The sequence below is a fragment of the Bradyrhizobium sp. USDA3010 genome, from assembly GCF_056429065.1.
In genome coordinates this window covers 197,620-220,876 of sequence record NZ_JBWJZD010000012.1, presented here as the reverse complement: position 1 = coordinate 220,876, position 23,257 = coordinate 197,620, and the positions used below count along the sequence as shown (strand labels likewise).

Here is a 23,257-nt window from a genome sequence, read left to right as displayed (position 1 = left end):
GGCCTCCATCCCGATCACCGTCGGCGGAAGCTTGGCAAAAAACTCAAGCACCTGCTTGCGCGACAGCTTCTTGCGCAACACCGGCTGTTCCGCCGCGTCAACTCCATGCAGCACAAAAATATGCTTCAACGTATCCATCCCAATACGGATAATCTTTCTCACGGACGGTCTCCTTGTCTGAGATTTGCAACAACCTCATTCTGGCACACTGATGCCGTAGGGGGCCGTCCACACCATCAACCACCGCTGTCGCTTGCAAGATGAATGTCTCGCCGTGTGCCCTTTGCGATGGCCGCGGCGTATGGGTCCCTGCTCCCCGTGCGCAATTCGCACTAGGCAGGGACGACAGTTAGATATGCGCCACCGTCCGCGTCCCGAAGATCGCCGAGCCCACCCGCACATGGGTGGCGCCCATCTGGATCGCCACTGCGAAATCCGCGCTCATGCCCATCGAGAGATTTGTCAGCCCATTGCGCGCGGCGATCTTGGCGCACAGCGCGAAATGCGGCGCCGGGGCCTGGTCGACCGGCGGGATGCACATCAGCCCTGAAATCTGCAGGCCATATTTGTCGCGGCATGCCGCGATGAAGGTATCCGCGTCCTGCGGCGCGACGCCGGCCTTCTGCGGCTCCTCGCCGGTATTGATCTGGACGAAGAGCTCCGGATGCTTCGCTTGATTTTTGATTTCCTTGGCTAACGCTTCGCAAATGCTGGCGCGGTCGACCGAATGGATCGCATCGAACAGCGCGACCGCCTCCTTGGCCTTGTTCGACTGTAACGGTCCGATCAGATGCAGCTGCAGTCCCGGATGAGCCTGGATCAATTCCGGCCACTTGCCCTTGGCCTCCTGCACGCGGTTTTCGCCAAATACGCGCTGTCCGGCGCCGATAATCGGCAAAATTGCGTCGGCCGCGAATGTCTTCGACACCGCGATCAAGGTCACTGAGGCGCGGTCGCGCCGCGCTTCCTTGCAGGCGTGCGCGATCTCCTTTTCCACGACGGCGAGGCCGTGTGGTGAATCAGCCGATAACGGCGCGGTCGGGCTTTGTGTCATGCTTGTGCCGTTCTCTGACAGGCGCGGGGGGTTGGCTCGAATTTTACCAAATTCGGGAAAGGCTTTTTGAAGCCCTTCACTCTACCTTGCGCCCGGGCAAGGGACCAGAATGTCGGGCGTCACTTTCAACCGCAACCGGGTCAGACTCAAGAAGGTTCTGGGCATTCGTGCCCGGCTCGCCTTGCTTGCGGTGATGCTGGTCGCGCCCTTGATGCTCGATCGCGTCCGCACGCTGGAGAATTTCCGCTCGACGCAGATCGCGCAGGCCGCGGCAGGCTATGCCAACCTCACCGCGCACGCCGCCGAAACCCAGCGCGAGGTGGTCTCCTCGGTCGAGACCATGCTGAAATCGGCCGCCTATATCCGCGCCTCCGGCGGCATCGGACAGAGCTGCGAAGTATTGCGCGCCAGCCTGCCGACGGTGCTGCCATGGATCCGCAGCATCATGTTCGTCTCGAGAGACGGGCTGGTACAGTGTTCGACGCTCAACAGCCAGGTCGGGCTCAATCTCGGCGACCGCGAATATTTCAAGAAGGCGCAGGACAACCGCGGCTTCGTGTTCAGCGACTATCTGCGCGGCAGGACCAATGGCCGCCCGATGATGATGGCCGCCTATCCGGTGGCCGCGATCAATCCGGAGCTCGACTCCGTCGTCGTTGCCGGCATCAATATCGACTGGCTGTCGCAGATCATGGCTAATCTCGGCGGCCAGCCCGGCATGTCGGCCGTGCTGGTCGACTCGACCGGCGTCGTGGTCGCAGCCCCCGCGGATCATGCGAGCCTGATCGGCCGCTCGCTCGACACCATCCCCTTGATGTCGGCGATTGCGGAGAAGGCGCTGAGCTACGACGAACCGTCAGGCTCGGTGTCGTTCACGGCGTCCGACGGCGCGCAGCGCACGCTGAGCTTCGCCCGCATCGCCGGAACGCAATCGCGCCTGATCGTGAGCATGGATGAGGCCAAGGTGACGGCGGCGATCAGCCGCGAGATCCGCACCGCCTATCTGCAGCTCGGCTTCGTCTGCCTGTTTGTGCTGCTCGGTGCCCTGGTCGGCGCGGAGCGCCTAGTCATCCATCCGATCGAGCTGATGACCAGCATGGCGCGGCGGTTTGGCGAGGGCGACTGGTCGGCGCGCGTCGCCAAGCACAGACTGCCGTCGGAATTCGTGCCGCTGGCGCGCGCCTTCAACGCGATGGCGGCGCAGCTCAGCCAGCGCGAGCGCGAGCTCGTGGCGTCCAACGATCGTCTCACCGTGATGGCCTCGATCGATGCGCTGTCCGGCCTCGCCAACCGCCGCGGCTTCCAGAGCCGGCTCGATTTCGAGTGGATGCGGGCGCAGCAGTATGAATGCGAGCTGTCGCTGATGATGATCGATGTCGATCACTTCAAGCTCTACAACGACACCTATGGCCATCCCGAAGGCGACGTCTGCCTGACCCGGATCGGCGAGACGCTGGCCGGGATCGCCGCCGACACCATGGGCTTCGCCGGCCGCTATGGCGGCGAGGAATTTTGTCTATTGCTGCCGAACACCGACGCCGCGCACGCACTCGCGATCGGCGAGACCGTGCGCACAGCAGTCCTGGGACTCGCGGTGCCGCACGCGCCCTCGAGCCATTGCGTCGTCACCGTCAGCGTCGGCGTCGCCACGACCAAGCCGAACGAGACCCAGCGCCCCGGCGACCTGATCGAAGCCGCCGATGCCGCCCTCTACGCGGCGAAGCGCCGCGGCAGGAATGCGGTGATCGAGCACGGGTTCTTGCAGACGCTGGATGAAGCGGGGATGGCGCTGGCGAGCTGAGCGGCGTCGCGCGAATGCGGAACCATGACCACCGGTGACGCCGCACCTTCGGTGTCGTCCTGGCGAAGGCCAGGACCCATTACCCCCGCTGGTTGCGCGAAGCTTGGGCCGCGGTCCGTTATCCCAACAGAACCCTGTGGTTATGGGTCCTGGCTTGCGCCAGGACGACGGGGAGGCTGAGGGCGACGCCCCCTGCGACGGCGCAGGGCGGCTGCGCGACGGGATCGGGCGTTTGGAGCCCCCAAGCCGTTGACCCCATGGGCGATTTTATGGCCTAGTCCGCCGTCCCCGGATGGGACCCGAAAATCACCCAAAGCCACCAGAATCCCTGCGATTTCATGACCGCCGAACGCTACAACGCCCGTGAATCCGAGCCCCGCTGGCAAGCCACCTGGGACGAAAAGGCGATCTTCGCCTCCAAGAACGACGATCCGCGGCCGAAATACTACGTGCTCGAGATGTTCCCGTATCCGTCGGGGCGCATCCATATCGGCCATGTCCGCAACTACACGCTCGGCGACGTGCTGGCCCGCTTCATGCGCGCCAAGGGGTTTAACGTGCTGCACCCGATGGGCTGGGACGCGTTCGGTCTGCCGGCGGAGAATGCCGCGATCGAGCGCAAGGTGGCGCCGAAGGCCTGGACCTACGACAACATCGCCGCGATGAAGAAGCAGCTCAAGTCGATCGGGCTGTCGCTCGACTGGAGCCGGGAGTTCGCGACCTGCGATCCCAGCTACTACAAGCATCAGCAGAAGATGTTCCTGGACATGCTGCGCGCCGGCCTCGCCGAGCGCGAGAAGCGCAAGCTGAACTGGGATCCGGTCGACATGACCGTGCTCGCCAACGAGCAGGTGATCGACGGCCGCGGCTGGCGCTCGGGCGCCATCGTCGAGCAGCGTGAGATGAGCCAGTGGGTCTTCAAGATCACGAAGTACGCGCAGGAACTGCTGGAGGCGCTGGACGGTCTCGACCGCTGGCCCGACAAGGTGCGGCTGATGCAGCGCAACTGGATCGGCCGCTCCGAGGGCCTGTTGATCCGCTTCGCGCTGGATCCGGCGACGACGCCGGCCGGCGAGAGCGAGCTGAAGATCTTCACCACCCGGCCGGACACGCTGTTCGGCGCAAAATTCATGGCGATCTCGGCGGACCATCCGCTGGCGCAGGCGGCCGCGGCAAAGAATCCGAAGCTCACGGAGTTCATCGCCGACATCAAGAAGATCGGCACCGCGCAGTCGATCATCGACACCGCCGAGAAGCAGGGCTTCGACACCGGCATCAAGGCGGTGCATCCGTTCGATCCGAGCTGGAAGCTGCCGGTCTATGTCGCGAACTTCGTGCTGATGGAATACGGCACCGGCGCGATCTTCGGCTGCCCGGCGCACGACCAGCGCGACCTCGACTTCGTCAACAAATACGGCCTCGGCAACGTGCCGGTGGTCTGCCCTGAGGGCCAGGACCCGAAGACGTTTTTCATCACCGATACCGCCTATGACGGTGACGGCCGCATGATCAATTCGCGCTTCCTCGACGGCATGACGATCGACGAGGCGAAGGAAGAGGTTGCGAAGCGCCTCGAGAGCGAGCTGCGCGGCAATGCGCCGGTCGGCGAGCGGCAGGTGAATTTCCGGCTGCGCGACTGGGGCATTTCGCGCCAGCGCTATTGGGGCTGTCCGATCCCGGTGATCCACTGTCCCAAGTGCGACGTGGTGCCGGTGCCAGACGACCAGTTGCCGGTGACGCTGCCGGAGGATGTCAGCTTCGACAGGCCGGGTAACGCGCTCGACCATCATCCGACCTGGAAGCACGTCAGCTGCCCGAAGTGCGGCGGCAAGGCTGTGCGCGAGACCGACACGATGGACACCTTCGTGGACTCGTCGTGGTACTTCGCGCGCTTCACCGACCCGTGGAACGAGACCGCGCCGACCACGCCCGCGGTCGCCAACCGGATGATGCCGGTCGACCAGTATATCGGCGGCGTCGAGCACGCGATCCTGCATCTGCTCTACAGCCGCTTCTTCACCCGCGCGATGAAGGCCACCGGCCACATCGACATGAGTGAACCGTTCGCCGGCATGTTCACCCAGGGCATGGTGGTGCACGAGACCTATCAGAAGGCCGACGGCGCCTGGGTCACGCCGGCCGAGGTCAAGATCGAGGTCGGCGGCAATGGCCGCCGCGCGGTGCTGATGGCGACCGGCGAGGACATCGCAATCGGCCCGATCGAGAAGATGTCGAAGTCGAAGAAGAACACCGTCGACCCCGACGACATCATCGCAAGCTACGGCGCCGACGTGGCGCGCTGGTTCATGCTGTCGGACTCGCCGCCGGATCGCGACGTGATCTGGAGCGACGAACGCGTGCAGGGCGCCTCGCGCTTCGTGCAGCGGCTGTGGCGGCTGGTGAACGAATCGGCCGAGATCGCCAAGCTGGCGCCGGCGGCCCGGCCCGGCACCTTCGGGCCCGAGGCGCTGGCGTTGCGCAAGGCGGCCCATGGCGCGCTCGACAAGGTGTCGTCCGGGATCGAGCGGCTGCATTTCAACGTCTGCCTCGCCCATATCCGCGAATTCGCCAATGCGCTGTCCGAGGTGCTGGCGAAAGGTGACAAGCCTGCCCCGGATGTGGCCTGGGCGGTGAAAGAGGCTGCGACCATCCTGGTCCAGCTATTCTCGCCGATGATGCCGCATTTGGCCGAGGAGTGCTGGGTGGTTCTGGGCCAGTCCGGGCTGGTTTCCGAGGCCGATTGGCCGCAAATCGAACGCGATTTGCTGGTCGAAGACAGCGTGACCCTGGTCGTCCAGGTCAACGGTAAAAAACGAGGTGATGTTACCGTGCCACGGGCGGCGCAAAATGCGGATATAGAGGCTGCCGTTTTGGCGCTCGATGCGGTAAAAGCCGCACTGGGCGGCAAACCCGTCCGCAAGGTGATCGTGGTGCCCATGAGGATCGTCAATGTTGTCGGCTAGGATCAGGATCGCCGCCCGGCTGGTGGCCGTGGCAGCCTTGGCCGCGCTGACGGCTGGTTGCTTCCAGCCGATGTATGCCGAGCGCACCCTCGACGGTCAGTCGTCCGCCCTGCGCGAAAAGCTGCTGGGCGTCGAGGTTCCGCCGGTCGACAAGGCGAATGCGTCCCGCGAGGCCCGGGTCGGCGTCGAGGTCCGCAACGCCCTCGCCTTCAAGCTCTACGGCACCGCTACCGGCGCGCCGCCGACGCACCGGCTGGTGCTGCGCTTCACCACCAGCCGCTCCTCGCTGATGATCGATCCGACCACCGCGCTGCCGACCAGCGAGAACTACGGCATCGACGCCCAGTTCAACCTGGTCGAGATCGCCTCGAACAAGTCGGTCATGACCGGCACCACCTTCTCGCGCGTGTCCTATGACATGCCGGGCTCCTACCAGCGCTTCGCCCGTACCCGCGCCCTTCGCGACGCCGAGGACCGCGCCGCGCAGGAGATCGCCGACAACATCCAGACCCGCCTCGCCTCGTTCTTCTCAGCCGGGACCTGATCACCGCATTGGTCGCGCTTCGCGGAAAAGAGATCGACAGCTTCCTCGCCCGGCCTGACACGGGCCGTCCGATCATCCTGCTTTACGGCCCGGACCTCGGCCTGGTGCGCGAGCGCGCCGACGCGCTGATGGCCTCAGCCGTCGACGATCCCAACGATCCGTTCTCGCTGGTGCGGCTCGATGGCGACGAGCTCGCCGCCGAACCGTCGCGGCTGGTCGACGAGGCCATGACCGTGCCGCTGTTCGGCGGCCGCCGCGCCATCCGCGTCCGCGCCGGCTCGCGCAATTTCGCAAGCGGCGTCGAGACGCTGACCGAGACGCCAGCACTCAAGGATTGCCGCATCGTGATCGAGGCCGGCGAGCTCCGGCCGGAATCGCCGCTGCGCAAGATCTGCGAGCGCGCCAAGACTGCGGTGGCGATCGGCTGCTATCCCGACACCGAACGCGATCTGACCAAGCTGATCGAGGACGAGCTGCGCGTCTCCAACCTGCGGCTCGCACAGGATGCGCGCGCGGTGCTGATGTCGCTGCTCGGCGGCGATCGCATCGCCTCGCGCAACGAGCTGCGCAAGCTCACGCTGTTCGCGCATGGCAGGGGCGAGATCACGCTCGACGACGTGATGACCGTGGTCTCCGACGCCTCCGAGCTGAAGCTCGATCCGATCGTCGACGGCGCCTTCGCCGGCAATGCCGCGCTGGTGGAAAGCGAGTTCACCAAAGCGATGGTCGCCGGCACCTATCCCGGCGTGATCATCTCGGCCGCGCAGCGCCAGGCGGCATGGCTGCATAAATCGGCGCTTGCGATCGAGGACGGCACGCCGGCGTCAACCGTGCTCGACGGCGGATTCCCCCGGCTGCACTTCTCGCGCAAACCGGCGGTCGAGATCGCGCTGCGCAATTTCACGCCGCCGCGGCTGGTGAACGTGATCGACCAGCTCGCGACCGCGGCGCTCGACATGCGCAAACAGGCCGCGCTCGCCGCCGTCATCGCGCAGCGCGCGCTGCTGTCGATCGCGGCGAACGCGAAGCGGCGGGGGTGAGACACGATATTGGAGTGACGTCATTGCGAGCGAAGCGAAGCAATCCATCTTCCCGCATGCTCGGAAAGATGGATTGCTTCGTCGCTGTCGCTCCTCTCGATGACGGAGACGGATGTCGGCGGGCTAGCCGCCCTCCAGCCGCCGCACCACCTCGTCGAGCTGCTCGAGGTTACGGTAGCTGATCTGGACGGTGCCGCCGGGATCGCGATGGCTGACGGTGACCGCGAGGCCGAGCGCATCGCTGACGCGCTTCTCCAGCGCCAGCGTGTCGGCGTCCTTGTCGACCTTCGCGGCGCTGCTCCGCGGCTTCTGCGGCTTGCGCTCCGGCACGCCCTCCTCATGCGCCAGCGCCTCGGCCTGGCGAACGTTGAGGCCCTCGGCGACGATGCGCTTCGCGGCGGTGAGCGGATCGGGCACGCCGATCAGCGCGCGGGCGTGGCCGGCGGAGAGATCGCCCTTCGAGATCAGCGCCTGCACCTCGGCGGGAAGCTTGGTCAGTCGCATCATGTTGGCGACATGGCTGCGGCTCTTGCCGACGATCTTGGCGATGTCTTCCTGGCTGCGTTTGAACTCGTCGGCGAGCGCGTGATAGCCCAGCGCCTCTTCCATCGCGTTGAGGTCTTCGCGCTGGACGTTCTCGATGATCATGATCTCGAGCGCGTCTGCATCGCTGACCTCGACCGGCACGATCGGCACTTCATGCAGGCCGGCGAGTTGCGAGGCGCGCCAGCGGCGCTCGCCGGCGATGATCTCGTAGCGGTCCTGCACGCCCTTGATCGCGCGCACCACGATCGGCTGGATCACGCCCCGCGCCTTGATCGAATCGGCGAGTTCGCCGAGCTCGGCATCGGCGAAGCTGCGCCGCGGATTGCGCGGGTTGGCCTTGAGGAATTCGATCGGCACCTTGCGCTGCGTGCGCGGCCGCTCGACATGCGCGGCCGCCTCGCCGCCGACATCTCCGATCAGGCTTGCCAGCCCGCGCCCCAGTCGCGAACGCGCTTCATCGGCCATTGTTGCGAGCTCCCTTGGATTCACACGCAGTACTCCAGACTTGAATTTCAGAATCGTCGGATGGGCCGCGCGCCGCGAAACCCATCGCTCTCGTTGCGTGCCAGGATGGGGTTCGCTTCACTGCGCCCATCATCGGCATCGTCAGTGCGCGCGCAGCTCGCGCTCGCGCTGGATCACTTCGGTGGCGAGCTTGAGATACGCATCGCTGCCGGCGCATTTGAGGTCGTAGACCAGCACGGGCTTGCCGTAGGACGGCGCTTCCGAGATGCGCACGTTGCGCGGGATCATGGTGTCGTACACCTTGTTGCCCATGAACTGGCGCACGTCGGCAACCACCTGGTTGGAGAGGTTGTTGCGCGAGTCGAACATCGTCAGCACGATGCCGTGGATCGACAGGGTCGGATTGAGCGTCGAGCGCACCTGCTCCACGGTCTGCAGCAATTGCGACAGACCTTCGAGCGCGAAGAATTCGCACTGCAGCGGCACCAGGATCGCATCCGACGCCGCCATCGCATTCACGGTAAGCAGGTTGAGCGAGGGCGGGCAGTCGATCAGCACGTAGGTATAATCGGAGTCGGGCGAGACGTTGTTGTTCAGCCCGGCGATCGCATCGCGCAGCCGGAAGGCGCGGCCCGGTGTGGTGCCGAGCTCGAGCTCAAGGCCGGAGAGATCCATGGTGGAGGCGGCGATATGCAGCCGCGGCACCGCGGTCGCGACCACGGCATCGCGCAGCGGCGCTTCACCGATCAGGACGTCGTAGGTCGAGCAGCTGCGGTTGCGGCGATCGATGCCGAGACCGGTCGAGGCGTTGCCCTGCGGATCGAGATCGACGATCAGGACGCGCTCGCCAATCGCAGCGAGTGCGGTGCCAAGATTGATCGCTGTGGTGGTCTTGCCGACACCGCCCTTCTGGTTGGCGAGCGACAGGATGCGCGGATGGCCAGGCGGCTGGGACGCCTTATCCTCTTGATAAACCTCGTCCATCACAGTCATACCAAAATACCATTTGCTCTTGCGGAGTCCCCTAGCGCCGCTCGATTGACCCGAGTTCGACGATCCAGCCCTGTCCGCCGGTCCGGCTGGAGTGTAGCTTTGGCTCAATATTCCAATATTTAGTGGCCTCGGTCAATTCGGCCTCTACATCTTGACCCTTCAAAAACAGCGCCTTGGCGCCCTTTTTGACCCACGGCTCTGCAAAGCCGATGAGTTGATGTAACGGAGCCAGCGCCCGCGCGGTGACGCAATCGATGGGACCTGTGATTCTATCCACAGTATCCCCGATATCAGCCAGATGCACCGTCCCCGGTGACGCCGTGACCCGTATCGCCTCGCGCAAGAATGCGGCCTTCTTGGCGATTCGTTCAACCAGATGGATCCGTGCGCCGGGTGTCTCGGCCAACGCACACGCGAGCACGACGCCGGGAAAACCCCCGCCGCTGCCGAGATCGACCCAGGATTTTGCTGAGGGTGCGAGGCTCAGAAGCTGCAGCGAATCGGAGACATGCCGCGTCCAGAGATTCGCAAGCGTGGAGGGCGCGACGAGATTGGTCTTGGCCTGCCACGCCAGAAGGAGGGCGACGTAGCGATCGAGCCGCGCCTCTGTTTCACGTGAAACAGGCGTGAGTGCGAACGCTGCGGCCCTGTCCTTGGCGGAGACGCTGAGTTCGGCGGATTGCGGGGCTGAAGCCATTCTTGGTGCAGGCCGTTTGTCTGACGTGGTGAAAGCCGGCGGCGACGCCGACGAGCGGCACCTAGGTCGATTCGGGCCGATTCGCCTTCACAAAAGATAGACGCTCACCCCTCGTGTTTCACGTGAAACGTCAGGCGGTCGCCTTGGCCGATTTCCGTCGTGCCTCGCGGCGCAGATAGGCCGCCAGGATACCCAGCGCCGCCGGCGTCATGCCGTCGATTCGGCCCGCCTGCCCGACCGTCCGCGGCTGCGTCTTCTGCAGCTTGGCGCGGGCCTCATTCGAGAGGCCCGGCACATCGGCATAGTCGACATCGGTCAGGACCAGGCCCTCGTCGCGCCGGAAGGCGTCGACATCAGCGGTCTGGCGCTTCAGATAGACATCGTACTTGGCATCGATCTCGAGATGCACTGCGATCGCAGGGTCAATGGCCGACAGCTCGGGCCAGATCGCCTGGACTGCGGGCCACTCGATCTCCGGATAGGCCAGCAGCTCGAAGGCGGACCGACGATGACCGTCACGATTGAGCGCCAGCCCATGCTTGGCGGCCTCATTCGGCGTGATTGCAAGCGACTTCGCAAGCCGCTTGGCGGCGTCCAGCGCCGCCATCTTATCCCGATGGCGCTCCGCGCGAGCCGTACCGACGCATCCAAGCGCGATGCCCTTGTCGGTCAGCCGCTGATCGGCATTGTCGGCCCGCAGCGTCAGCCGGTATTCGGCCCGCGAGGTGAACATCCGATAGGGTTCGGTGATCCCGCGGGTCACGAGGTCATCGATCATCACCCCGAGATAGCCGTCGGCGCGGTCGAACACGATCGGATCGGTCCCGCTGGCGGCCAGCGCGGCATTGAGCCCGGCAACGATGCCCTGCCCCGCCGCCTCTTCGTATCCCGTGGTGCCATTGATCTGGCCGGCCAGGAAAAGTCCGCGCAGACGCTTGGTCTGCAAGGTCGGATCGAGCTCGCGCGGATCGACGTGGTCGTATTCGATCGCATAGCCTGGCCGGACCATCTTCACCCGTTCGAGCCCGGGGATGCTGGCGAGGATCGCGAGCTGAACCTCTTCCGGCAGCGAGGTCGAAATGCCGTTGGGATAGACCGTGCTGTCGTCGAGCCCTTCCGGCTCCAGGAAGATCTGATGGCCGTCGCGGTCGCCAAAGCGGACGATCTTGTCCTCGATCGAAGGACAATAGCGCGGTCCCGAGCTCTTGATCTGGCCGGAATACATCGGCGAGCGATGCACATTGGCCCGGATCACCTCATGGGTCGCTGGCGTGGTGCGGGTGATGCCGCACTGGATCTGCGGGGTCGTAATCCGGTCCGTCATGACCGAAAACGGCTCTGGAGGCTCGTCTCCGGGCTGCATTTCGACCGCGGACCAGTCGATCGTGGTGCCGTCAAGCCGTGGCGGCGTCCCGGTCTTGAGCCGGCCCAGCAAAAAACCTGCCCGTTCGAACGAAGCAGACAGACCCATCGCCGGTGCCTCGCCGACCCGGCCGGCCGGCCAGTTCTTCTCGCCGAGATGTATCAGACCGCGCAAGAAGGTGCCGGTCGTGATGACAACCGCACCCGCTGAAAGCTGACGGCCGTCACCCAGGCGAATGCCGGTCACGCGCCCATCGACGACAATCAGCTCATCCGCCTCGCCTTCGACGACGGTCAGGTTCGCAGTCTCGGCGATCGCCGCCTGCATCGCGGCCGCATAGAGCTTGCGGTCGGCCTGGGCCCGGGGCCCACGGACCGCCGGACCCTTCCGGCGATTGAGCATGCGGAACTGAATGCCGCCGGCATCGGCGACCCGGCCCATCAAACCGTCCAGCGCGTCGACTTCGCGGACCAGATGGCCCTTGCCGAGGCCGCCAATGGCGGGATTGCAGGACATCGCGCCGATGGTCGCGAAACGATGGGTCACCAGGGCTGTCTTCGCACCCATCCGGGCAGCCGCACTCGCGGCCTCGCAGCCGGCATGGCCGCCGCCGATGACGATGACGTCAAATGAGTCTGCCCGTGAGATCATGGCGGGACTTCTATCGCGGAGTGATGAAAGCCGGAAGAACGAAGTTGGGTCGTGAGTCCGAGAACCAATCCTGGGTCGAGATATGGATTGCTTCCGCCTTCGCCCAGCCTTCGGCGGATAAGCTGCCTCGTTCGCAATAACGGGGGCGGATCTGTTTCACGTGAAACAGGTCCCGTCATGCCGCGACAATTGTTTCACGTGAAACGGGAGGAGGTGTCCTTAACCAGATCGAAACCATGTTTCACGTGAAACAGACGGGCGCCCGCTACTTCCCGACGCAGAACTCGCGGAAGATGACGTCCAGGATGTCCTCAACATCCACCCGACCGAGCAGACGTCCGAGCGAATAAGCGGCCCTGCGAAGTTCCTCGGCGGCGAGTTCCTCGCCCTGCCCGACCACATCGATGCTGCGCCGAAGAGATTCGACGGTCTCCTCGAGCAACCCGCGCTGCCGCGTCCGGCTGATCAGACCGCCCTCGCTGGTCGCGAAATAGTCGTGAGCGAAACCGACCAATGCGGCGATCAGTTCGGAGAGGCCGTCGCCGCGGGCCGCCGAGATTCTGAACTCGGGGTGACTGCCCCCGTCACCCGACGGGACCCTGACGAGGTCGATCTTGTTTCGCACCAGCCAGGTTGGCGTCGTTCCGCCATGCCCGACCTTGGCGCCGCGGCTGTCGGCCAGCCACAGCACGAGATCGGCTTCCGCGGCGCGGGCCCGGGCGCGGCGGACACCCTCCTGCTCCACTGGGTCGTCGGTCTCGCGAATCCCGGCGGTGTCGATGACCGTGACAGGATAGCCGTCGAGATCGAGCTGCACTTCGATCACGTCGCGCGTGGTGCCGGCATGCGGCGAGACGATCGCGACCTCGCGCCTGGCGAGCTGATTGATCAGGGTCGATTTGCCGACATTCGGCGGACCTGCGATCGCGACCACCAGGCCGTCGCGCAGCCGCTCGCTTTGGCCCTGCCCCGCCAGCACCTGCTTGATCTCATCATGCAGCGTCCGGATCTTCTCGAGCGCCGGCGCGATCAGCTCCGCCGGCACATCGCCTTCATCGGAGAAATCGATGCCGGCCTCGATCAGCGCCGATGCCGCAATGATCCGCTCGCGCCAGTCGCGCGCGCGATCGCCGAGCAACCCTTTCAGCTGGCGCAGCGCCTGGCGCCGTTGGCGATCGGTATCGGCATGGATCAGATCGTCGAGGCCCTCGGCCTCGGTCAGGTCGAGCTTGCCGTTCTCGAACGCCCGCCGCGTGAACTCGCCGGGCTCGGCCGGGCGCACATTCTCGAACGCCGCGATGGCATCGAACAGCGCCGCCAACACCGCGCGTCCTCCATGGACATGAAATTCGGCCACATCTTCGCCGGTCGCACTCGCCGGTCCCGGGAACCACAACACGACCGCATCATCGATCGGTCGATGGTTCGAATCGCGGAGCAACGCGCGGGTCGCCATCCGCGGGGCCGGGGTCTTGCCCGCCAGTCCTGCAATGACCGACTCGGCCATTGGGCCAGACAGCCTGACAATAGCGATCGCACTCGGCGGCCGTCCGGAGGACAATGCGAAGATGGTCTGGTCGCGCGGATGCATCGCCTATTTCTTCCAGCAAATCGGCAAAGGCAATGCCGCTTCCATTTCGCACGCCTCGCGGCAACATGCTGCGGTGCAGCACGGCTAATCTCGTTGCGACCCGGCGCGCAGTAATTTTGCTGCACCACCGCCGACCAGACCATAGTATCTACGAGATAAAGATAAATTATATCAGATAGTTATGTGAATATTCGGTGAGCCGAACCAGAACTATTCATGCTGCGCCCTGCTGCAGCAAATCCGCAGCACGAAAAAGGCGCCCCGTTTGTGCGGAGCGCCCTATTCTTTTCGGCCGTGGCCTCAGGTGTTCATGGAATCGAAGAATTCCGAGTTGCTCTTCGTGTTCCGGAGCTTGTCGAGCAGGAAGTCGATCGCGTCCATGGTGCCCATCGGATTGAGGATGCGGCGCAGGACGTACATCTTCTTCAGCACCTGCGGATCGGTGATGAGTTCCTCCTTGCGGGTGCCGGAGCGGGCAATATCAATCGCCGGGAAGGTCCGCTTGTCCGAAACCTTGCGGTCGAGGATCAGTTCGGAGTTACCGGTACCCTTGAACTCTTCGAAGATGACTTCGTCCATACGGCTGCCGGTATCGACCAGCGCGGTCGCGATAATGGTCAGCGAACCGCCCTCCTCGATGTTGCGCGCGGCACCAAAGAAGCGCTTCGGGCGCTGCAGGGCGTTGGCGTCGACACCGCCGGTCAGCACCTTGCCGGATGACGGCACGACGGTGTTGTAGGCGCGGCCGAGGCGCGTGATCGAGTCGAGCAGGATCACGACATCGCGGCCGTGCTCGACGAGACGCTTGGCCTTCTCGATCACCATCTCGGCGACCTGGACGTGACGCACGGCGGGCTCGTCGAAGGTCGACGACACCACCTCGCCCTTCACCGAACGCTGCATGTCCGTGACTTCTTCCGGACGCTCGTCGATCAGAAGCACGATCAGATAGCAGTCGGGATGATTGGCGGTGATGGAGTGCGCGATGTTCTGCATCAGCACCGTCTTGCCGGTGCGCGGCGGCGCCACGATCAGCGCGCGCTGGCCCTTGCCGATCGGCGCGACGATGTCGATCACGCGGGCAGAGAGATCCTTCTTGGTGGAATCCTCAAGCTCCATGCGGAAACGCTGATTGGGAAACAGCGGCGTGAGGTTGTCGAAATTGACCTTGTGCTTGGCCTTCTCGGGATCCTCGAAATTGAGCGTATTGACCTTCAGCAGCGCGAAGTAGCGTTCGCCTTCCTTCGGGCTGCGGATGTGCCCTTCGATGGTGTCGCCGGTGCGCAGGCCGAAGCGGCGGATCTGCGAGGGCGAAACGTAGATGTCGTCGGGACCAGGCAGGTAGTTCGCATCGGGCGAACGAAGGAAGCCGAATCCGTCGGACAGCACCTCCACGACGCCCTCGCCGACAATGTCGGTCTCGGCGGCGGCGAGGTTTTTGAGAATTGCGAACATCAGCTCCTGCTTGCGCATGGTGCTGGCATTCTCGACCCCGTTCTCTTCCGCGAACGAGACGAGCTCGGCCGGTGTTTTCGATTTGAGGTCCTGGAGCTTGATTTCCCGCATCGGGGTCGTCCTGTGAGGAAGTAAGTAGGGAAGGGGTGCGAGGTGGCTTGGAAAAAGCGGACGCCAAAGGAAGGTCCGCAGGTCTCAGCCAGGAAAGTGCCGTTTGGGCTTTCAAACCTGATGCGGCGCCGGCCCGAAAAGAACCGAAACGCGACCACATCCGCCTGCGTGGGGTGGGATAGGACCTATATAGAAAATCGATTCGTTCTTCGCAAGAAGGACTGAAGCATGCGTCTTGAGCATCGCGATGTCTAGAACGGCTTCACGACCACCATGATCACGATCAGGATCATCAGAAGCGTCGGCACCTCGTTGATAATACGATAGAATTTCTGGGTGCGCTGATTCCGGTCGGCGGCGAAATCCTTCACGCAGCGGGACAAAAAGCCGTGGATACCCGACATGACGAGCACCAGCGTAAATTTGACGTGAAACCAGCCTGATAGGTACCAGTGTCCGGCCCAGGCCAGATAAAGCCCGGCGAGCCAGGTCACGATCATCGCGGGATTGATGATCGCCTTCAAAAGCCGCCGCTCCATGACCTTGAAGGTCTCGGACTGCTTCGAGCCTGTCTCGGCCTCGCAATGATAGACGAACAGCCGCGGCAGGTAGAGCATGCCCGCCATCCAGGAGATCACGGCAACGATGTGCAGGGCCTTGATCCAGTCATACAACATCGCGGCGATGCCTTTCAGGGAACAGCTCGGGCGGTCTCAGCGTTGCGAGCCAAGCCCTGCTTGCGAGGGACCGATACATATCCGCTCACACGGCTCTCCTAAACTTAATTAAGTTTAGAATCTAAGGTTTGAGTCTAAGTGACGGTGAATTGGACTCATGCAAAACAATCCAGCCGTTCTTGCGGGCTTGTTCACATCCCTCAACATTTCGGCCGGCAGGATCGGACATCCGGAATCTGTCGCTCAACTCAATCGGTTGCGTACCTCTGTGGCCAGCTTATGAAGAGACAAATCCACACCGGTTCACTATCATCCGTCCGATGACGTCGACTTATCCTTTTCGGCGGTGCTGTGAAGAAGGGGACGAGATATACAGGGACCTGGCGGCGGACCCGGATTCTTCTCCTCGACCTCCACAGGGATTCACAGGATAGACAGGGGCCCCGGTGCCGACGACCTCCAATTATTTCCACCTGCATCTGGTGTCTGATTCGACCGGCGAGACGCTGATCACCGTGGCGCGCGCGGTCGCCGCGCAATACGCCAACGTGACCGCGGTCGAGCATGTCTACCCCTTGGTGCGCAGCCAAAAGCAGCTCGATCGCGTGCTCGACGAGATCGAGGAATCACCCGGCATTGTCCTGTTCACGCTGCTCGAGAAGGACCTGGTCGGCCGGCTCGAGGGCAAGTGCAAGGCGATCAACGTGCCGAGCCTGTCGATCATCGGGCCGGTGATGCAGTTGTTCGAGGCGTATCTGGGTGCTGCGACGACGGGACGCGTCGGTGCGCAGCATGTGTTGAACGCCGAATATTTCAGCCGGATCGACGCGCTGAATTACACGATGATCCATGACGACGGTCAGCATGTCGAAGGCCTCGAGGAGGCCGACGTCGTCCTGGTCGGCGTGTCCCGCACGTCGAAGACCCCGACCTCGATCTATCTGGCCAACCGCGGCATCCGCACCGCGAACGTGCCGCTGGTTCCGGGCATCCCGCTGCCGCACCAGCTCGAGACCCTGAAGAAGCCGTTGGTGGTCAGCCTGCATGCGACGCCGGAGCGCTTGATCCAGGTCCGGCAGAACCGCCTGCTGACGATGGGCGACCGCGACAACGACACCTACATCGACAAGCAGGCGGTGGCCGACGAAGTCGCGTTTGCACGGCGCCTGAGCGCGAAATTCAACTGGGCATTGCTCGACGTGACGCGTCGCTCGATCGAGGAGACGGCGGCAGCGATCATGAAGCTCTATAACGACCGCCAGCGCGCGCGGCCGTCGGAGTAACCGCCAAATCATGAGCATCTGGCCATGAGCATCTGGCGCTGCCCGCAGAAGCTGATCCTTGCATCGCAAAGCCGCGCGCGAAGGATGCTGCTTGAAAACGCCGGCCTCGAATTCGAGGCGCTGCCGGCCGGTATCGATGAACGCGCGGTGCAGAAGAATTCCGGCCTTTCGGCGCCGGGCGATATCGCCTCGCTCCTGGCGCGCGAGAAGGCGCTGTTCGTATCGAGGCAGAGGCCGGGGCAATATGTCGTCGGCGCCGACCAGACCCTGGCGCTGGGGCAGCGGATGTTCAGCAAGCCTGCCGGCCGTGCCCAGGCTGCCGAGCAGCTCGGTCTGCTCGCCGGACAGACGCACGCATTGCATTCGGCCGTCTCGGTCGCGCGCGATGAGAAAGTCCTGTTCGACGATGTCAGTGTGGCCCGGATGACGATGCGGCGGCTCGCCGCCGGCGAGATCGAAGCCTATCTCGACCAGGCCGGCGATGCGGTGACGACCAGCGTCGGCGCCTACCAGCTCGAGGGCCTCGGCGTGCATCTGTTCGAGCGGCTCGAAGGCGACCATTTCACCATCCTCGGCCTGCCGCTATTGTCGCTGCTCGCATTCCTGCGCCGCGAAAAACTGCTCGCGGTGTGAGGTGCCGAGGCATGGCGACGGAGAGATGCTGAACCGATGTTGATGCGATGCTGATTCTTGGACTCACCGGCTCGATCGGGATGGGAAAATCCACCACGGCCAAACTCTTCATGGAGGCTGGCGTGCCGGTGTACGACGCGGATGCGGCCGTGCATCAGCTCTATGAAGGCGAAGCGGCACCTGCGATCGAGGCGGCCTTTCCCGGCACCACGGCGAACGGCAAGGTCGACCGCGCAAAACTCTCGGCACGCGTGGTGCACGACCCTGCGGCGATGCGGCAGCTCGAGCAGATCGTGCATCCGATGCTTGGCGCCTCGCGGCAGAAATTCTTTGCCGACGCGGAAGCCGCCGGCGCGCCGATCGTCGTCGTCGATGTGCCGCTGCTGTATGAGACCGGCGGCGAGAAGCGTGTCGATGCGGTCGTCGTCGTCACCACCTCGCCGGAACTGCAGCGCGAGCGCGTGCTGGCGCGGGGCACCATGGATGCCGCCAAGCTCGACGCCATCATCGCCAAGCAGATGCCGGACGCCGAGAAGCGCAAGCGCGCGGATTTCATCGTGGATACCTCGCACGGACTTGACCCGGTGCGGGCGCGCATCCGCGACATTCTGGCCCAGGTTGCTAAGATGCCGGAGCGGCGAACCTGATTCGCCGCGCTTTTCCGGATTCCCTCACGCCATGCGCGAAATCGTTCTCGATACCGAAACCACTGGCCTCGATCCGCTGCGCGGCGATCGGCTGGTCGAGATCGGCTGCGTCGAGATCTTCAACCGCATGCCGACGGGGCAGACCTACCACGTCTACATCAATCCCGAACGCGACATGCCGGCGGAAGCGTTTGCCGTGCATGGGCTGTCGACCGAATTCCTCGCCTCCAAGCCGCTGTTCAATGAGGTGGTTGACGAGTTCCTCGCCTTCATCGGCGATACGCCGCTGGTGATCCACAACGCGTCGTTCGACATCAGCTTCATCAACGCCGAGCTCGACCGCATCAAGCGGAAGGCCATTCCGAAGGACCGGCTGGTCGATACGCTGCTGCTGGCGCGACGCAAGCATCCCGGCGTGTCGAACCGGCTCGACGATCTCTGCTCGCGCTATCAGATCGACAATTCCCGCCGCACCAAGCACGGCGCCTTGCTCGACGCCGAGCTGCTGGCCGAAGTCTATATCGATCTGATCGGAGCGCGGCAGTCGCAGCTCATCCTGGCGTCGGAAAATTCGGATGCGCGCAGCGGAAGCTATGGCGATACGCCGCGGCGGCAGCGCGAGACGGCGCTGGTTGCGCGGGTCAGCGACGCGGATCGCGAGGCCCACCGGGCGTTCGTCGCGACGCTCGGCGACAAGCCGATCTGGAACGATTATTTGCCGCCGCCAGCGCCCGCTGCAGCACCGGCGGCTTGATCTGTATTCCGTCATCCCCGTGCAAAGGCTTCGCCTTCGTCGCTGGAGGCGCGAGCCTCGAAGGATGCACGGCCACCAGTTGGGCCCGTCGATCCTTCGAGACGCCCGCAAGCGCGGGCTCCTCAGGATGCCGGGGTATTCTCTTGCTCAGCTCAGCTCGGCTTGACGCCGGAGGCGGCCTGGGCGGCGGCCTGCCGCTCCATGTTCTGGCGGTAGAGGCCGACGAAATCGACGGGGTCGAGCAGCAGGGGCGGGAAGCCGCCGTCGCGGACCGAGGTCGCGACGATCTCGCGTGCGAACGGGAACAGCAGCCGCGGGCACTCGATCATGACCAGCGGGTGCAAATTCTCCTTCGGCACGTTTACGATCCGGAAGACGCCGGCATAGGCGAGGTCGAAGCTGAACATCACCTTGCCGGCCGACTCGGCCTTGCCCTCGATCGAGAGGATCACCTCATACTCGTTTTCCGACAGATTGTTGGCGGAGACGTTGATCTGGATGTTGATCGCCGGCTGCTGTTGCTGCTGGCCGAGCGAGGTCGGCGCATTCGGGTTCTCGAACGACAGATCCTTGGTGTACTGCGCCAGTACGTTGAGCTGGGGAGCGGGCTGTTCGACGGGGGCGCCGTTGCCATTGGTCATGAAATGTCTCCTGGAGCGGCGCTCGGGACTGGATGTCCGACGGCACGCGTTAAGGTTTGGGAATGCCGATGCCGGCGAGTGGCTATCATAGGCCCGGCTCGGTCCACAAGGACGACGAACGCGTGCGGGCCGGCGGCCCTGCGGCCAAATCGCCGGCAACGGGATGGTGAATGCAACTCCGCCCGATCCCTTAACGGCTTCCTAAATTATTGAAGATACGCGATTTCCGGGAAGGAACGGGTTTCCCCCCGGGGTCAAAACGCGCTACACTTGCCCGTGCCAAAAAGCGCCATTGGCCGGGCATAGTTTCGTGCCTACATGCTGCGGACTCAATCGGTGATGTAATCTCTGCCGTTCCCGACCGGGAACGCTTTGATGTCCGGCCCGTTGCCGGCAGAGACCAGAAAGCGAATTCGACGTGGATATCTACACCATCATCTTCCTGGCGCTGGCCGTATTCATCTTTCTGCGCCTGCGTAGCGTTCTCGGCCAGCGCACGGGAAGCGAGCGGCCGCCGTATGATCGTGCAGCACCCAACGTCCTGCAGCGCGGCCAGGATAACAACGTTGTGCCGATCCCGGGATCGGTGATCGATCAGCCGGCCCCGGCCGCGCCCGCCGAACCGGTCGAGCCCACGGAACGCTGGAAGGGCATCGCCGAGCCCGGCACGCCGCTGGCGCAGGGTCTCGACGCGGTTGTGGCCCAGGATTCCTCGTTCGATCCGCGGCATTTCCTCTCGGGCGCCCGCTCGGCCTATGAAATGATCGTGCTGGCCTTCGCCAACGGCGATCGCCGCGCGTTGCGCGACCTGCTGTCGGCCGAGGTCTATGAAAGCTTCGAGGCCGCGATCAAGGATCGCGAGAAGCACGAGCAGAAGACCGAGACGCGGTTCGTGTCGATCGACAAGGCCGAGATCGTCAGCGCGGAGACGCGCGATCGCTCGATCCAGCTCACGGTCCGCTTCGTCTCGCAGATGATCTCGGTCACGCGCGACAAGGCGGGAACGATCGTCGATGGCAGCCCGGACAAGGTCGCCGACATCACCGACATCTGGACATTCGCCCGCGACTCGACTTCCCGCGATCCGAATTGGAAGCTGGTTGGCACTGGAAGCGCTCACTAAACATCTCAGCTACGGGCGCCTCGCGATCGCGTGCTGCGCGCTCGCGGTTGTGTGCTCCACCGCGGCGATCGCCGCGCGCTACAGGTCGAGCCGGCACGCTGCGCCGCGACACGAGTATAGCCACCCGATCCCCTATCCCAATCTGGAATTGCCGTTGCAGGTCAGCGGCAGCCAGTATGAGCCGCTCGCCTGGGCCAATGTCTCCGGCTGGAGCGACGACGATCATCTCGCGGCCTACAGGGCGTTTCGCACCAGCTGCAAGCCGATCGCGGCCCAGCAGGGCGCGCCCGCGGATTCGAAGGCGCTCGGCAGCTCGCTGCGCGATCCCTGCGGGATCGCCAAGGGACTCGATCTCGCCAGTGGCGCGAAAGCGAAGGAATTCTTCGAGCAGAATTTTGTGCCGCTGCGCATCTCGCGCCTCGGCGAGGATGCCGGCTTCGTCACGGGCTATTACGAGCCGGTGCTCGATGGCTCGCGGACCCAGACCGACGTCTACAATGTTCCGGTCTATCGCCGGCCGTCCAACCTGTTCGTGCGGGGCAAGACGCAAGCTTCTGTCGGCCTGCCCAACAGCGGTCCGGTGTATCGCAAGATCGGCCGGCGCAAGCTCGTGCCCTATTACGACCGCGGCCAGATCGAGGACGGTGCGATCGCCGGCCGCGGGCTGGAGATCGCCTGGCTGAAGAGCCAGACCGATCTCTTGTTCGCGCAAATCCAGGGCTCGGCGCGGATCAAGTTCGAGGACGGCACCACGTTGCGCATCAATTACGATGCGCATAATGGCTATCCGTATACGCCGGTCGGGCGCGTCCTGATCGACCGCGGCATCATCCCGAAGGACCAGATGTCGATGCAGAAGATCAGGGAGTGGATGGAGCAGAACCCTGACGGCGCCAAGGAGCTGCGGCGGCAGAACCGCGCCTATGTGTTCTTCCGCGAGGTGCCGCTGTCCGACAAGGACGAGGCGGTCGGTGCGCAGGGCGTGCCGCTGACGCCCGGCCGTTCGATCGCGGTCGACAAGGCGCTGCATGTCTACGGCACGCCGTTCTTCATTGCCGGCGAGTTGCCGATCGAATCCGAGCAGTCCAAGACGCCGTTTCATCGCCTGATGATCGCGCAGGATACTGGATCGGCGATCGTCGGGCCGGCGCGCGCCGATCTCTATTTCGGCGCCGGCGCCGATGCCGGAAAAGTCTCGGGCCGGCTGCGGCACAACATGCAGTTCGTGATGCTGGTGCCGAAGGCGCTCGATCCCGTCGCGCGCGGCCACAAGCTGCCGATCCCTGACGAGCGGCCGTCGGCCAGGATCGCAAAACTGTTTCCGCAGACCGATCCGCAGAAGGCCAAGCCGGCGGATCTGGCAACGTCAGGCATTGCCAAGGGTGCTGCGAAAGACCCAGGCGCTAGCGCCGCCAAGACCCCGGCCGCGAAGGATGCCGCGCCCGCAGCACCGGCTGCAATGACCTCTGTTGCACAGTCGGCGCCTGTGGCAGAACCGGTGCCGTTGCCGGTCGCCCGGCCTGACATTCCGCAACCGGAGAAGCGGCGCACCCGGCGCTATCGCCATCACCGCGATCAATGAAACGACCCGCGCCGATCCCCGATCTGTCCGCTCCGTCACGGCGCAAGCGTGTGCTGAGCGAGGAAGAGCGTGCGCTCTGGGAGAGCGTGGCCAAGCAGGTCAAGCCGCTTCGCAAGAAGCCGGCCGCACCGAAAGCCTACGCCGCAGCCTCTGACCCGGCCACGCACCACGCCGCCGCCAAGTCCATCCCGGTCAAGCCGGTGACGTCGGTCAAGGCTGCGCCGGCGCCGCGTCCGCAGGTGCCGCCGCTGGCGCCGATCGGCCGCCGCGAACGTGCAAAGCTGTCGCGCGGCCGGCAGGAGATCGATGCGCGGCTTGATCTGCACGGCATGACGCAGATCCGCGCGCATCGCGTGCTGTTCACCTTCCTGCAACGCGCGCACAGCGACGGGCTCACCTTCGTGCTCGTCATCACCGGCAAGGGCAAGGTCGGCGGGGCGGATTCCGAACGCGGCGTGCTGCGCCGACAGGTGCCGGAATGGCTCAGCCTGCCGGAATTCCGCTCGCTGGTGGTCGGCTTCGAGGAAGCGCATGTCGGCCATGGCGGCGAGGGCGCACTCTATGTGCGCGTCCGGCGCGCGCGCTGAGCATGATCCGGAAAAGTGTGAAGCGGTTTTCCGAGAATGATCATGCGCAAACAAAA

Annotated in this window: 20 protein-coding genes and 1 pseudogene; 11 read left to right on the top strand and 10 right to left on the bottom strand. The window is 64.3% G+C overall.

What is annotated here, in order from left to right:
• Together AC066Y_RS20675 and AC066Y_RS20670 are read right to left on the bottom strand one after the other, a co-directional pair.
• Window positions 1–162, bottom strand: a pseudogene (locus AC066Y_RS20675) (IS110 family transposase); the annotation flags it as partial.
• Window positions 163–349: 187 nt separating this feature from the next.
• On the bottom strand, window positions 350–1,054 hold the full coding sequence (locus AC066Y_RS20670) for a YggS family pyridoxal phosphate-dependent enzyme (protein WP_478275475.1): 705 nt from the start codon (window positions 1,052–1,054) through the stop codon (window positions 350–352).
• A 109-nt stretch (window positions 1,055–1,163) separates the two neighbouring features.
• On the opposite strand from AC066Y_RS20670, the gene AC066Y_RS20665 reads away from it, so the two are divergent.
• The 4 genes from AC066Y_RS20665 (at window position 1,164) to holA (ending at window position 7,402) form a co-directional block, all read left to right on the top strand.
• Window positions 1,164–2,855 (top strand): sensor domain-containing diguanylate cyclase, encoded by a 1,692-nt coding sequence (locus AC066Y_RS20665; RefSeq protein WP_478275474.1) that lies wholly within the window; start codon window positions 1,164–1,166, stop codon window positions 2,853–2,855.
• A gap of 338 nt (window positions 2,856–3,193) precedes the next feature.
• A complete protein-coding gene (gene leuS / locus AC066Y_RS20660; RefSeq protein ID WP_478275473.1) occupies window positions 3,194–5,818 on the top strand; it encodes a leucine--tRNA ligase in 2,625 nt (874 codons plus the stop codon).
• Window positions 5,805–6,362 carry an LPS assembly lipoprotein LptE gene (lptE, locus tag AC066Y_RS20655; RefSeq protein WP_173639859.1) on the top strand — a complete coding sequence of 186 codons (558 nt, stop codon included), beginning with the start codon at window positions 5,805–5,807 and terminating at the stop codon, window positions 6,360–6,362. Before leuS ends, lptE begins: the two co-directional genes overlap by 14 nt.
• A gap of 8 nt (window positions 6,363–6,370) precedes the next feature.
• Window positions 6,371–7,402, top strand: a complete 1,032-nt coding sequence (holA, locus tag AC066Y_RS20650) for a DNA polymerase III subunit delta (protein WP_478275472.1) — start codon at window positions 6,371–6,373, stop codon at window positions 7,400–7,402.
• Between the two features lie 123 nt (window positions 7,403–7,525).
• On the opposite strand, the gene AC066Y_RS20645 is transcribed toward holA, so the two are convergent.
• The 7 genes from AC066Y_RS20645 to hemJ all read right to left on the bottom strand — a co-directional run bounded on the left by AC066Y_RS20645 (window position 7,526) and on the right by hemJ (window position 15,948).
• On the bottom strand, window positions 7,526–8,413 hold the full coding sequence (locus AC066Y_RS20645) for a ParB/RepB/Spo0J family partition protein (protein WP_478275471.1): 888 nt from the start codon (window positions 8,411–8,413) through the stop codon (window positions 7,526–7,528).
• 141 nt (window positions 8,414–8,554) lie between these two features.
• Entirely contained in the window at window positions 8,555–9,406 is an 852-nt protein-coding gene (locus AC066Y_RS20640) for a ParA family protein (RefSeq protein WP_207834163.1), read from the bottom strand.
• Window positions 9,407–9,437: 31 nt separating this feature from the next.
• Window positions 9,438–10,103: a 16S rRNA (guanine(527)-N(7))-methyltransferase RsmG gene (gene rsmG, locus AC066Y_RS20635; RefSeq protein WP_478275470.1), complete on the bottom strand. Its 666-nt coding sequence runs from the start codon at window positions 10,101–10,103 to the stop codon at window positions 9,438–9,440.
• 130 nt (window positions 10,104–10,233) lie between these two features.
• Window positions 10,234–12,117, bottom strand: coding sequence for a tRNA uridine-5-carboxymethylaminomethyl(34) synthesis enzyme MnmG (gene mnmG, locus AC066Y_RS20630; RefSeq protein WP_478275469.1), 1,884 nt, complete (start codon window positions 12,115–12,117; stop codon window positions 10,234–10,236).
• A gap of 265 nt (window positions 12,118–12,382) precedes the next feature.
• On the bottom strand, window positions 12,383–13,708 hold the full coding sequence (mnmE, locus tag AC066Y_RS20625; RefSeq protein ID WP_478275468.1) for a tRNA uridine-5-carboxymethylaminomethyl(34) synthesis GTPase MnmE: 1,326 nt from the start codon (window positions 13,706–13,708) through the stop codon (window positions 12,383–12,385).
• Between the two features lie 300 nt (window positions 13,709–14,008).
• Window positions 14,009–15,274 carry a transcription termination factor Rho gene (gene rho / locus AC066Y_RS20620; RefSeq protein ID WP_028341998.1) on the bottom strand — a complete coding sequence of 422 codons (1,266 nt, stop codon included), beginning with the start codon at window positions 15,272–15,274 and terminating at the stop codon, window positions 14,009–14,011.
• Between the two features lie 251 nt (window positions 15,275–15,525).
• Window positions 15,526–15,948, bottom strand: a complete 423-nt coding sequence (hemJ, locus tag AC066Y_RS20615) for a protoporphyrinogen oxidase HemJ (RefSeq protein WP_229167057.1) — start codon at window positions 15,946–15,948, stop codon at window positions 15,526–15,528.
• 449 nt (window positions 15,949–16,397) lie between these two features.
• Here hemJ and AC066Y_RS20610 point away from each other — a divergent pair, with 449 nt between their 5' ends.
• The 4 genes from AC066Y_RS20610 to dnaQ are packed head-to-tail and all read left to right on the top strand — an operon-like array spanning window position 16,398 to window position 19,268.
• Window positions 16,398–17,234: a pyruvate, water dikinase regulatory protein gene (locus AC066Y_RS20610; protein WP_092121038.1), complete on the top strand. Its 837-nt coding sequence runs from the start codon at window positions 16,398–16,400 to the stop codon at window positions 17,232–17,234.
• A 24-nt stretch (window positions 17,235–17,258) separates the two neighbouring features.
• Window positions 17,259–17,867 (top strand): Maf family protein, encoded by a 609-nt coding sequence (locus AC066Y_RS20605; protein ID WP_478275467.1) that lies wholly within the window; start codon window positions 17,259–17,261, stop codon window positions 17,865–17,867.
• A 47-nt stretch (window positions 17,868–17,914) separates the two neighbouring features.
• Window positions 17,915–18,514, top strand: a complete 600-nt coding sequence (gene coaE, locus AC066Y_RS20600; protein WP_478275466.1) for a dephospho-CoA kinase — start codon at window positions 17,915–17,917, stop codon at window positions 18,512–18,514.
• Window positions 18,515–18,545: 31 nt separating this feature from the next.
• Entirely contained in the window at window positions 18,546–19,268 is a 723-nt protein-coding gene (gene dnaQ, locus AC066Y_RS20595; RefSeq protein WP_092121030.1) for a DNA polymerase III subunit epsilon, read from the top strand.
• Window positions 19,269–19,420: 152 nt separating this feature from the next.
• On the opposite strand, the gene secB is transcribed toward dnaQ, so the two are convergent.
• A complete protein-coding gene (gene secB, locus AC066Y_RS20590) occupies window positions 19,421–19,909 on the bottom strand; it encodes a protein-export chaperone SecB (RefSeq protein WP_092121028.1) in 489 nt (162 codons plus the stop codon).
• Between the two features lie 418 nt (window positions 19,910–20,327).
• On the opposite strand from secB, the gene AC066Y_RS20585 reads away from it, so the two are divergent.
• Genes AC066Y_RS20585 through AC066Y_RS20575 form a run of 3 tightly spaced genes read left to right on the top strand, consistent with a single transcriptional unit; the run spans window position 20,328 to window position 23,201 of the window.
• On the top strand, window positions 20,328–21,032 hold the full coding sequence (locus AC066Y_RS20585) for a Tim44/TimA family putative adaptor protein (RefSeq protein ID WP_207834171.1): 705 nt from the start codon (window positions 20,328–20,330) through the stop codon (window positions 21,030–21,032).
• Window positions 21,010–22,614, top strand: a complete 1,605-nt coding sequence (mltA, locus tag AC066Y_RS20580; protein ID WP_478275465.1) for a murein transglycosylase A — start codon at window positions 21,010–21,012, stop codon at window positions 22,612–22,614. The genes AC066Y_RS20585 and mltA overlap by 23 nt, the downstream gene beginning before the upstream one ends.
• Window positions 22,611–23,201 (top strand): Smr/MutS family protein, encoded by a 591-nt coding sequence (locus tag AC066Y_RS20575; protein ID WP_478275464.1) that lies wholly within the window; start codon window positions 22,611–22,613, stop codon window positions 23,199–23,201. Before mltA ends, AC066Y_RS20575 begins: the two co-directional genes overlap by 4 nt.
• Window positions 23,202–23,257: the final 56 nt, after the last annotated feature.

Bases quoted from the DNA above. Each gene is read 5' to 3' on its own strand.
- AC066Y_RS20670 (WP_478275475.1), bottom strand. From the start codon at position 1,054: ATGACACAAAGCCCGACCGCGCCGTTATCGGCTGATTCACCACACGGC.
- AC066Y_RS20665 (WP_478275474.1), top strand. From the start codon at position 1,164: ATGTCGGGCGTCACTTTCAACCGCAACCGGGTCAGACTCAAGAAGGTT.
- leuS (WP_478275473.1), top strand. From the start codon at position 3,194: ATGACCGCCGAACGCTACAACGCCCGTGAATCCGAGCCCCGCTGGCAA.
- lptE (WP_173639859.1), top strand. From the start codon at position 5,805: ATGTTGTCGGCTAGGATCAGGATCGCCGCCCGGCTGGTGGCCGTGGCA.
- AC066Y_RS20645 (WP_478275471.1), bottom strand. From the start codon at position 8,413: ATGGCCGATGAAGCGCGTTCGCGACTGGGGCGCGGGCTGGCAAGCCTG.
- AC066Y_RS20640 (WP_207834163.1), bottom strand. From the start codon at position 9,406: ATGACTGTGATGGACGAGGTTTATCAAGAGGATAAGGCGTCCCAGCCG.
- rsmG (WP_478275470.1), bottom strand. From the start codon at position 10,103: ATGGCTTCAGCCCCGCAATCCGCCGAACTCAGCGTCTCCGCCAAGGAC.
- mnmG (WP_478275469.1), bottom strand. From the start codon at position 12,117: ATGATCTCACGGGCAGACTCATTTGACGTCATCGTCATCGGCGGCGGC.
- mnmE (WP_478275468.1), bottom strand. From the start codon at position 13,708: ATGCATCCGCGCGACCAGACCATCTTCGCATTGTCCTCCGGACGGCCG.
- rho (WP_028341998.1), bottom strand. From the start codon at position 15,274: ATGCGGGAAATCAAGCTCCAGGACCTCAAATCGAAAACACCGGCCGAG.
- AC066Y_RS20605 (WP_478275467.1), top strand. From the start codon at position 17,259: ATGAGCATCTGGCGCTGCCCGCAGAAGCTGATCCTTGCATCGCAAAGC.
- coaE (WP_478275466.1), top strand. From the start codon at position 17,915: ATGCTGATTCTTGGACTCACCGGCTCGATCGGGATGGGAAAATCCACC.
- dnaQ (WP_092121030.1), top strand. From the start codon at position 18,546: ATGCGCGAAATCGTTCTCGATACCGAAACCACTGGCCTCGATCCGCTG.
- secB (WP_092121028.1), bottom strand. From the start codon at position 19,909: ATGACCAATGGCAACGGCGCCCCCGTCGAACAGCCCGCTCCCCAGCTC.
- AC066Y_RS20575 (WP_478275464.1), top strand. From the start codon at position 22,611: ATGAAACGACCCGCGCCGATCCCCGATCTGTCCGCTCCGTCACGGCGC.